The sequence below is a fragment of the Pseudomonas sp. genome, assembly GCF_050739655.1.
Lineage (GTDB): Bacteria > Pseudomonadota > Gammaproteobacteria > Pseudomonadales > Pseudomonadaceae > Aquipseudomonas.
Window position 1 is genome coordinate 1 of the sequence record NZ_JBOIBY010000199.1, and the last position, 8,347, is coordinate 8,347.

Annotated in this window: 7 protein-coding genes; 6 read left to right on the forward strand and 1 reads right to left on the reverse strand. The window is 60.1% G+C overall.

Features of this window, described 5'->3' with window-relative positions; genetic code table 11:
* Positions 1–335 precede the first annotated feature (335 nt).
* Both ACRESJ_RS09495 and ACRESJ_RS09500 read left to right on the forward strand, forming a co-directional pair.
* Complete coding sequence (locus ACRESJ_RS09495) at positions 336–926, forward strand: YceI family protein (RefSeq protein WP_431757682.1); 591 nt, start codon at positions 336–338, stop codon at positions 924–926.
* A 1-nt stretch (position 927) separates the two neighbouring features.
* Complete coding sequence (locus ACRESJ_RS09500) at positions 928–2,085, forward strand: phospholipase D-like domain-containing protein (protein ID WP_431757683.1); 1,158 nt, start codon at positions 928–930, stop codon at positions 2,083–2,085.
* Between the two features lie 116 nt (positions 2,086–2,201).
* Here the strand turns inward: ACRESJ_RS09500 and bglX are convergent, their stop codons facing one another.
* A complete protein-coding gene (gene bglX / locus ACRESJ_RS09505) occupies positions 2,202–4,538 on the reverse strand; it encodes a beta-glucosidase BglX (protein ID WP_431757684.1) in 2,337 nt (778 codons plus the stop codon).
* Between the two features lie 253 nt (positions 4,539–4,791).
* On the opposite strand from bglX, the gene ACRESJ_RS09510 reads away from it, so the two are divergent.
* From ACRESJ_RS09510 to ACRESJ_RS09525, 4 genes are all read left to right on the forward strand, one after another.
* On the forward strand, positions 4,792–5,397 hold the full coding sequence (locus ACRESJ_RS09510) for a LemA family protein (protein WP_431757685.1): 606 nt from the start codon (positions 4,792–4,794) through the stop codon (positions 5,395–5,397).
* A gap of 31 nt (positions 5,398–5,428) precedes the next feature.
* A complete protein-coding gene (locus ACRESJ_RS09515) occupies positions 5,429–6,205 on the forward strand; it encodes a TPM domain-containing protein (protein ID WP_431757686.1) in 777 nt (258 codons plus the stop codon).
* A 28-nt stretch (positions 6,206–6,233) separates the two neighbouring features.
* Positions 6,234–6,851, forward strand: coding sequence for a TPM domain-containing protein (locus ACRESJ_RS09520; protein WP_431757687.1), 618 nt, complete (start codon positions 6,234–6,236; stop codon positions 6,849–6,851).
* A 233-nt stretch (positions 6,852–7,084) separates the two neighbouring features.
* Positions 7,085–8,302, forward strand: coding sequence for a class I SAM-dependent methyltransferase (locus tag ACRESJ_RS09525; protein ID WP_431757688.1), 1,218 nt, complete (start codon positions 7,085–7,087; stop codon positions 8,300–8,302).
* Positions 8,303–8,347 lie beyond the last annotated feature (45 nt).

Genomic DNA, 8,347 nt, shown 5'->3' on the forward strand with positions numbered 1-8,347 from the left:
GAGCAGCCGGTCGACGCTCGATTGCTCGCGAAAAACGTTAACGATAACGCGGAAATTCTGAATGAACGCGGCGTCCTGAAGTTTTTCGCGAGCAAGCTCGCTCCTACAAATGCCTTAACTGACCGGCATTAGGGCAAGCCCGCGAATACAAAGTCAGCCGCAGTGGATGTATTGAGGCTGCCGACGCTTTCTACCCGGGCAAGCCCGCTCCCACAGGGTCATGTGTGAAGCGGTGGAACTTGTGACGGTTTAGAGACTCAAGGCAACACAATTCTTGCAACCTGTGTCAGGCCGGTTAAGGTTCAGCACAGGTTTACTTGCCCCCACGAGTCTCTATGTTCAAGCGGTCAGTCACCCAAACCCTCGCCTTGCTGCTGATGGCCAGCGCTTCGCTGTCGGCCCACGCCAATTGGTATCTGGACGGCGAGTCTTCGCGGCTGTCATTTGTCAGCACCAAAAACGCCAATATTTCCGAAGTGCAGCGCTTTCTGGTGCTGCACGGCAAGGTCGACCCCAAAGGGGTGGCCGAAGTGGAGGTTGAGCTGGACTCGATCAACAGCGGCATTCCCTTGCGTGATGAACGCATGCGTAAGGAGCTGTTTGAGATCGATAAGTTTCCCGAGGCACTGATCACCACGCAAATCGACCTGCGCCCGATCAACGACCTCGCTCCCGGTGCGCAGCTGGAACTGCGCCTGCCGCTGACCGTCGATCTGCATGGCAAACAACACACATATAACGCCGAACTGCTGGCGACCCGTCTCGACGATCGGCGCTTTCAGGTGGTGACTCTTGAGCCGCTGGTCATCAATGCCGAGGACTTCGACCTGGCGCCGGGTCTGGAAACGCTGCGCAAGGTCGCCGGCCTGTCGGCGATCAGTCTGTCGGTGCCGGTGGGTGCGGTGCTGATCTTCACGGCGCGCTGACATGGCCGGCCCGATCTTTCCCTGGCGTGAAGGCAATCGATTCGAACTGCTGATCGATGGGCCGCAGTTCTTCCCGCGCATGCTCGTGGCGATTGCCCGCGCCGAGGAACAGGTCGAGCTGGAGCTGTATCTGGTGGAAGCCGGAGCCTGTGCCGAGTCCATGGTGCAGGCGCTGGTGCAGGCTGCCGAGCGCGGTGTACGGGTACGCTGTCTGTTCGATGACTACGGCAGCCTCGCCTTCACACTGACCCTGCGCCAGCGCTTGATGGCCGCCGGGGTCGAATTGCGTTTCTACAATCGCCTGAGCTGGCGGCGCTGGGTCGGCAATTTCTACCGCGACCATCGCAAGCTGTTGCTGGTGGACCAGAGCCTGGCGGTGGTAGGTGGTACCGGTGTCACCGATGAATTCTGGACGCCGGGCGAAGACGCCAGCGAATGGCACGAAGTGATGGTGGAAATCACAGGTCCCCTGGTCCTGGACTGGCAATTGCTCTTCGACCGCCAGTGGATCGCCAACCGCCATCGCCGCGCCTGGAAACCCGCCGCGCATTTCGGCTTGCCGCGTCTGCCCCGCGTGCCGTCCATGGGCGAGGGCATGGGGCGGGTCGCCTATGCCGACGCCCGTCAGCATCGGGACATTCTGCAATCGCTGACTCGTGCGCTGAACAGCGGCCAGAAACGCATCTGGTTGGCCACACCGTATTTTCTGCCGACCTGGAAAGTCCGCCGTTCCCTGCGCCGCGCCGCCGGCCGAGGCGTAGACGTGAGGCTGCTGCTGACCGGCCCGCGCACCGATCACCCGTCGGTGCGCTACGCCGGGCATCGCTACTACCCGCGTTTGCTCAAGGCGGGGGTGAAAGTCTTCGAATACCAGCCGTGCTTCCTGCACCTGAAAATGGTCCTGATCGACGACTGGGTGAGCATTGGCTCGTGCAATTTCGATCACTGGAATCTGCGGTTCAATCTGGAAGCGAACCTTGAAGCACTGGACCCCAAGTTGACCCAGGCGGTGGCGGCGAGTTTCGAGCGGGATTTCGCGTTGAGCCAGCAAGTGAGCCTGGAGGAATGGCGGCGCCGGCCGCTGTGGCGGCGGATCAAGCAGCGGGTGTGGGGATGGGTGGATCGGTTGGTGGTGAATCTGTTGGATCGGAGGGGGTAGAGCAAGATGATGATCGTTCCCACGCTCTGCGTGGGAATGCAGCCCGTGACGCTCCGCGTCACTGGACGCGGAGCGTCCCCAGAGGCGTTCCCACGCGGAGCGTGGGAACGATCAGATCAGTGTAGGAGCTGCCGCAGGCTGCGATCTTTTGCTTTTAGGGGGTACAGCAACTCAAAACTCTGCTGCGTCACGTCCTCGGAATCCAGGCCGATCTGCACGTTGAACTTGCCCGGTTCTGCCGCGTATTTGAGCTGGGTGTTGTAGAACTTCAGGTCGTCCTCGGTGATGGTGAAGTGCACGACTTTCTGTTCGCCGGCCTTGAGCATCACTTTCTGGAAGTTCTTCAGTTCCTTGATCGGGCGAATCATCGAGCCGGTCTCGTCCTGGATGTACAGCTGCACCACGGTTTCGCCGTCGCGCTTGCCGGTGTTTTTCACCGTGACACTGGCGTCGAGCTTGCCGGTCCTGTTCAGCGTGGTCGATGACAGGGCCATGTCGCTCAGGCTGAAGTCGGTGTAGCTCAGGCCGTAGCCGAACGGGTACAGAGGACCTGTGGTGTCATCGAAATACTGCGAGGTGTAGTTGCCCGGTTTGCCCGGCGTGAACGGCCGGCCAATAGTCAGGTGGTTGTAGTAGGTCGGAATCTGGCCAACCGAGCGCGGGATGGTGATCGGCAGTTTGCCCGACGGGTTGTAGTCGCCGAACAGCACGTCGGCAATGGCGTTGCCGCCCTCGGTGCCGCTGAACCAGGTTTCCAGGATGGCGTCAGCCTGTTCTTTCTCTTCGAGAATCGACAGCGGACGGCCGTTCATCAGCACCAGTACCAGCGGTTTGCCGGTGGCTTTGAGCGCACGGATCAAATCACGCTGGTTTTGCGGAATGTTCAGGTCAGTGCGACTCGATGACTCGTGGGACATGCCACGGGACTCGCCCACGGCCGCAACCACCACATCAGCGTCCTTGGCGGCTTTCACCGCTTCGTCGATCAGCACGTTTGCCGGGCGCGGGTCATCGACCACTTCCGGTGCATCGAAGTTGAGGAAGTTCAGGTAACCGAGGATTTTTGGGTCGCTGGTGATGTTGGCGCCACGGGCGTAGATCAGTGTCGATTTGTCACCCAGAGCACTGGTCATGCCGTCGAACAGGGTGACCGATTGCGCGGGTTTACCGGCAGCGGCCCAGCTGCCCATCATGTCGATGGGTGCTTTGGCCAGGGGGCCGACCAGGGCGATTTTCGCGTTCTTCTTCAGCGGCAGGGTTTCGTTGCTGTTTTTCAGCAACACCAGGCTGCGACGCGCGACGTCACGGGCCTCGGCACGGTGCAGGCGGCTGTCGGCGTAGGTGTCGGCCGGATCATCCTCGGCCTTGCCGATGCGCAGGTACGGGTCCTTGAACAGGCCCATGTCGTACTTGGCGTCGAGCACCGCACGCACGGCGTTGTCGATGTCGCTCTGCTGGATCTCGCCGGATTTCAGCAGCCCCGGCAGCTCTTTGCCGTACAGGGTGTCGTTCATGCTCATGTGGATGCCGGCCTTGATCGCCAGCTTCGCGGCTTCGCGACCGTCGCGAGCGACGCCGTGCTTGATCAGCTCGAAAATCGCCCCGTGGTCGCTGACGGCCAGGCCCTTGAAGCCCCATTCCTTGCGCAGCAGGTCGTTCATCAGCCAGGTGTTGGCGGTGGCCGGCACGCCGTTGATCGAGTTCAGCGCAACCATTACGCCACCGGCACCGGCGTCAATCGCCGCACGGTACGGCGGCAGGTAGTCCTGGTACATCTTGACGGGGCTCATATCGACCACGTTGTAGTCGCGACCGCCCTCGACCGCACCGTACAGGGCGAAATGTTTGACGCTGGCCATGATGCTGTCGGCGGCGTTGGCGCCAGTACCCTGGAATGCCTTGACCATCACGCCGGCAATGCGCGACACCAGGTAGGTGTCTTCGCCGAAGCCTTCGGAGGTACGGCCCCAGCGCGGGTCGCGGGAAATGTCGACCATTGGCGCGAAGGTGATGTCGAGGCTGTCAGCCGCGGCTTCCTTGGCGGCGATGCGCCCGGACAGGCCGATGGCGTCCATGTCCCAGCTCGACGCCAGGGCCAACGGGATCGGGAAAATGGTGCGGTGGCCGTGGATCACGTCGTAGGCGAAGAACATCGGGATCTTCAGGCGACTGCGCATAGCCGCGTCCTGCATCGGACGGTTTTCCGGGCGGGTGATCGAGTTGAACGTACCGCCGATGTTGCCAGCGGCGATCTCCTTGCGGATCAGCTCCCGGGGCATTTCCGGGCCGATGCTGATCAGTCGCAGCTGGCCGATTTTTTCATCGAGGGTCATTTGCTTCATCAGGTTGCTGATGAAGGCGTCCTTGTTTTCCAGCGGCGGGGGTGTCGTAGCGGCCAATACGTTATGACTGGCCAGGCTGACTAGCAGTCCCAGCAAACACAGCTTCTTCATGAATAGTTTTCTCAAGGGCCCAAGCGGCGATGTACGCGCCGGCCAGCCAAAAGTTAGGGAGCGTCTATTGTTGTTCGGGTGCTTATCTGAAAACGGCCGCCTGAAAAGGTGCCGTCTGCCGGATGTTTTTGCGTAGGGCATCTTTTAGCCCATTGCCCCGATGCAATCCAGTGGCGCGGCCGATTATGCCCCAAGAGCCGTCCGAGAGGGTCGCCGGTTGGTTTTCCATGAATATGAAGGGAGCGTCACCGAAATGAATGTACGACAGTCCTACCGGTCGGGCTTGCAAGCCGCCACGTTGCTGGTGCTGGCCACGTTGCTGACCGCCTGCGGCATCAACAACATTCCGACGCTCGATGAGCAGGCCAAGGCCGCGTGGGGGCAGGTGCAGAACCAATATCAGCGCCGTGCGGACCTGATCCCCAACCTGGTGGAAACCGTCAAGGGCTACGCGGCCCATGAGCAGGAAACCCTGACCGCAGTGATCGAGGCCCGGGCCAAGGCCACCTCGATCCAGGTGGATGCCTCGACCCTGGACAACCCTGAAAAGCTCAAGCAATACCAGCAGGCCCAGGATCAGCTCAGCGGCGCCTTGAGTCGATTGATGGTGGTGTCCGAGCGCTATCCCGACCTCAAGGCCAACCAGAACTTCCTCGCCCTGCAATCGCAACTGGAAGGCACCGAGAACCGCATCAGCGTTGCCCGACGTGACTTCATTCTTGCGGTGCAGAATTACAACACCGAAATCCGTACGTTCCCCGGTCGTTTGTGGCACAGCGTGATGTACAGCAACCTGCCGGTTCGCGAGACCTTCGAAGCCACGCCGGGTTCGGAAAAGGCCCCCGAAGTGAAATTTTGAACCCGCGTCGGGGATTTGGGTGAGGTTGCCAATGCGTGTGATGAAGCTGGGCCTGATGCTGTTGCTCTGGGTATTTGCCCTGGCGGTGCAGGCCGAATTGAAGTTCCCGGCGTTGAGCGGGCGGGTGGTGGACAACGCCCAAATGATCGAGCCAGCGGTGCGCGAGCAACTCACGCAACAACTTCAGGCCCATGAAAAAGCGACTGGCGAGCAACTGGTGGTGGTCACCCTGCCGGATTTGCAGGGCACCGACATTGCCGATTTCGGCTATCAGTTGGGTCGTCACTGGGGCATCGGCCAGAAGGACAAGAACAACGGCGCCTTGCTGATCGTCGCGCGGGATGAGCGCAAACTGCGCATTGAAGTCGGCTACGGGCTGGAAGATCGCCTGACCGACGCCCAGAGTTCGGTGATCATCCATCAGGTGATCACGCCCGCGTTCAAGACCGGTAACTTCAGTAAGGGCATCAGCGACGGTGTGGCGGCGATGCTGGTGGTGTTGGGCGGCAATCCTCTGGACGAGCCATCGACGGTGTATGACTCCAATGGCGATCCCGGTGACGATTTTGTCTCGCAGCACCCGGGATTGTTCGTATTTTTGGTGTTGTTGTTCATCCTGACTGTGTTTGTTTGCCAGATGCTCGGTATTCTTCCGGCCGGTCGCGGTGGTTCGGGCGGTTCGGGCGGTTCGGGTGGCGGATTCGGTGGTGGTGGATTCGGCGGAGGCGGGTTTGGCGGCGGTGGGGGCGGGGGCTTCAGTGGCGGCGGTGGCAGTTTTGGGGGCGGTGGTTCGTCCGGCGGCTGGTAATAATAAAAATGAGCAGGCACTTCTCAACATGGCATTACTGACTGAACACGAACAACGCAAAGTCGCCGAGGCGATTGCCCGGGTCGAGCGCGACACCGATGCGGAACTGGTGACCGTCCTCGCGGCCCGCGCCGACGACTACGCGTACATTCCGCTGCTGTGGGCCAGCCTGCTGGCGCTGGTGGTGCCGGGTATCGTGCATTACCTGACGGGCTGGCTGACCCTGCACAGCCTGCTGCTGGTGCAATGGATCAGCTTCATTGTGCTGTGTCTGGTGTTCCGTCTGCCGAAAGTCACTACCCGCCTGATCCCGCGCTCAGTGCGTCACTGGCGCTCCTCGAACCTGGCGCGTCGGCAGTTTCTGGAGCAGAACCTGCATCACACCGTGGGCAGCACCGGCATTCTGATTTTCGTTTCCGAAGCCGAGCGTTATGTAGAAATCCTGGTGGACGAGGGCATTTCCAGTCGCCTCGATAACAAGAACTGGGATGCGATAGTCGCTGCGTTCACTCAGCAGGTGCGGCAGGGGCAGACGTTGCAAGGCTTTGTCAGTTGCGTCGAGGCCTGTGGCGAATTGCTCAAGGTGCATGTGCCGGTAACCCATGTGCGCAATGAGCTGCCGAATCGCCTGATAGTTCTGGGCTGAACACTTGATCCCTAATCACTGAAACCTGTGGGAGCGGGCTTGCCCGCGATTGCGGTAGATCAGTCGACATCAATGTTGAATGTAAGATTGCTATCGCGAGCAAGCCCGCTCCCACAGTGGATCTGCGCCGAGTTCAAAAACACCGTTCGGTAAATAACTACGTGTCCTGAAAGACTATCCCCCCTAAAATACCCGCCATTCCCGATCCGCACCGCCCCGAGGCCGCTTTTTCCATGTCTGTCACCGTAACTCCCGCCAGCCTCGCGCCGGATCATCACGCCCAGTTCATCGATCTGCTGCAAACCAGCCTCGATCAAAATGCCTTTATCAAACTGGTGCTGGCCAAGTACGTCGGCGATGAAGTGGATTTGCAGCGGATCACCATCAAGTCGGTGACGGTCAAGACGCAGCCTTGCCTGTCCTTCGTCTACCGCTACAAAACCCGCGACATCACCAAGAATCTGCCGCTGGCCGAAGGTGTGGCGAGCATTGCCGAACTGCTTCCAGCGGCGTTTAAAAACGCGCATTTGTTGTCGTTGACCGACGAAGCCCAGCTGGAATACAGCAAAAAAGGCAAAAGCTCGCTGTTCAAGAGTAAACCTCAGCAATTGCGTGAAGTGCCGTCCGCCGAGCACAACCGCGAAAAAAACCGCTTCCTGGACCTGAGTCGACCGTTCCTTGCCGATCTCGGGGTGACCAACAGCAAGCACGAGTTGATCCCGGCGATGTCGCGCAAGTGGAAGCAGATCAACAAGTTCATCGAAGTCTTCAGCCATGCACTGACTGCATCGCCGCTGGCGCTGGACAAACCGGTGCGGGTGGCGGACTTCGGTTCGGGCAAGGGTTACCTGACCTTTGCCATCCACGACTACCTGCGCAATACCATGAACGCCGAAGGCGAAGTGACCGGTGTCGAGCTGCGTGAAGACATGGTCACCCTGTGCAACACCGCTGCCGCCAAGCTTGAACATCCGGGGCTGGTGTTCAAATGTGGTGATGTGCGCAGTGTGGCGCCGAGCGAGCTGGACGTGATGATCGCGCTGCACGCCTGCGACATCGCCACCGACTACGCGATTCACACCGGCATCCGTTCTGGCGCGTCGATCATCATGTGCTCGCCGTGCTGCCACAAGCAGATCCGCCTGCAAATCCAGAGCCCGGCCTTGCTCAAGCCGATGCTGCAATACGGTTTGCACCTGGGTCAGCAGGCGGAGATGGTCACCGACAGCTTGCGTGCGTTGTTCCTCGAAGCCTGTGGCTATGAAACCAAGGTGTTCGAGTTCATCTCACTGGACCACACCAACAAGAACAAGATGATCCTGGCGGTCAAGCGCGCCGAGCCGGTGAACCCAGCCCAGCTGCTGGCGAAGATCCAGGAACTGAAGGATTTCTACCACATCACCGAACATTGCCTGGAAACACTGCTGCGCTCTGATGGGTATTTGAGCTAAAGCAAAAAGATCGCAGCCTGCGGCAGCTCCTACAGGGTGTACGCC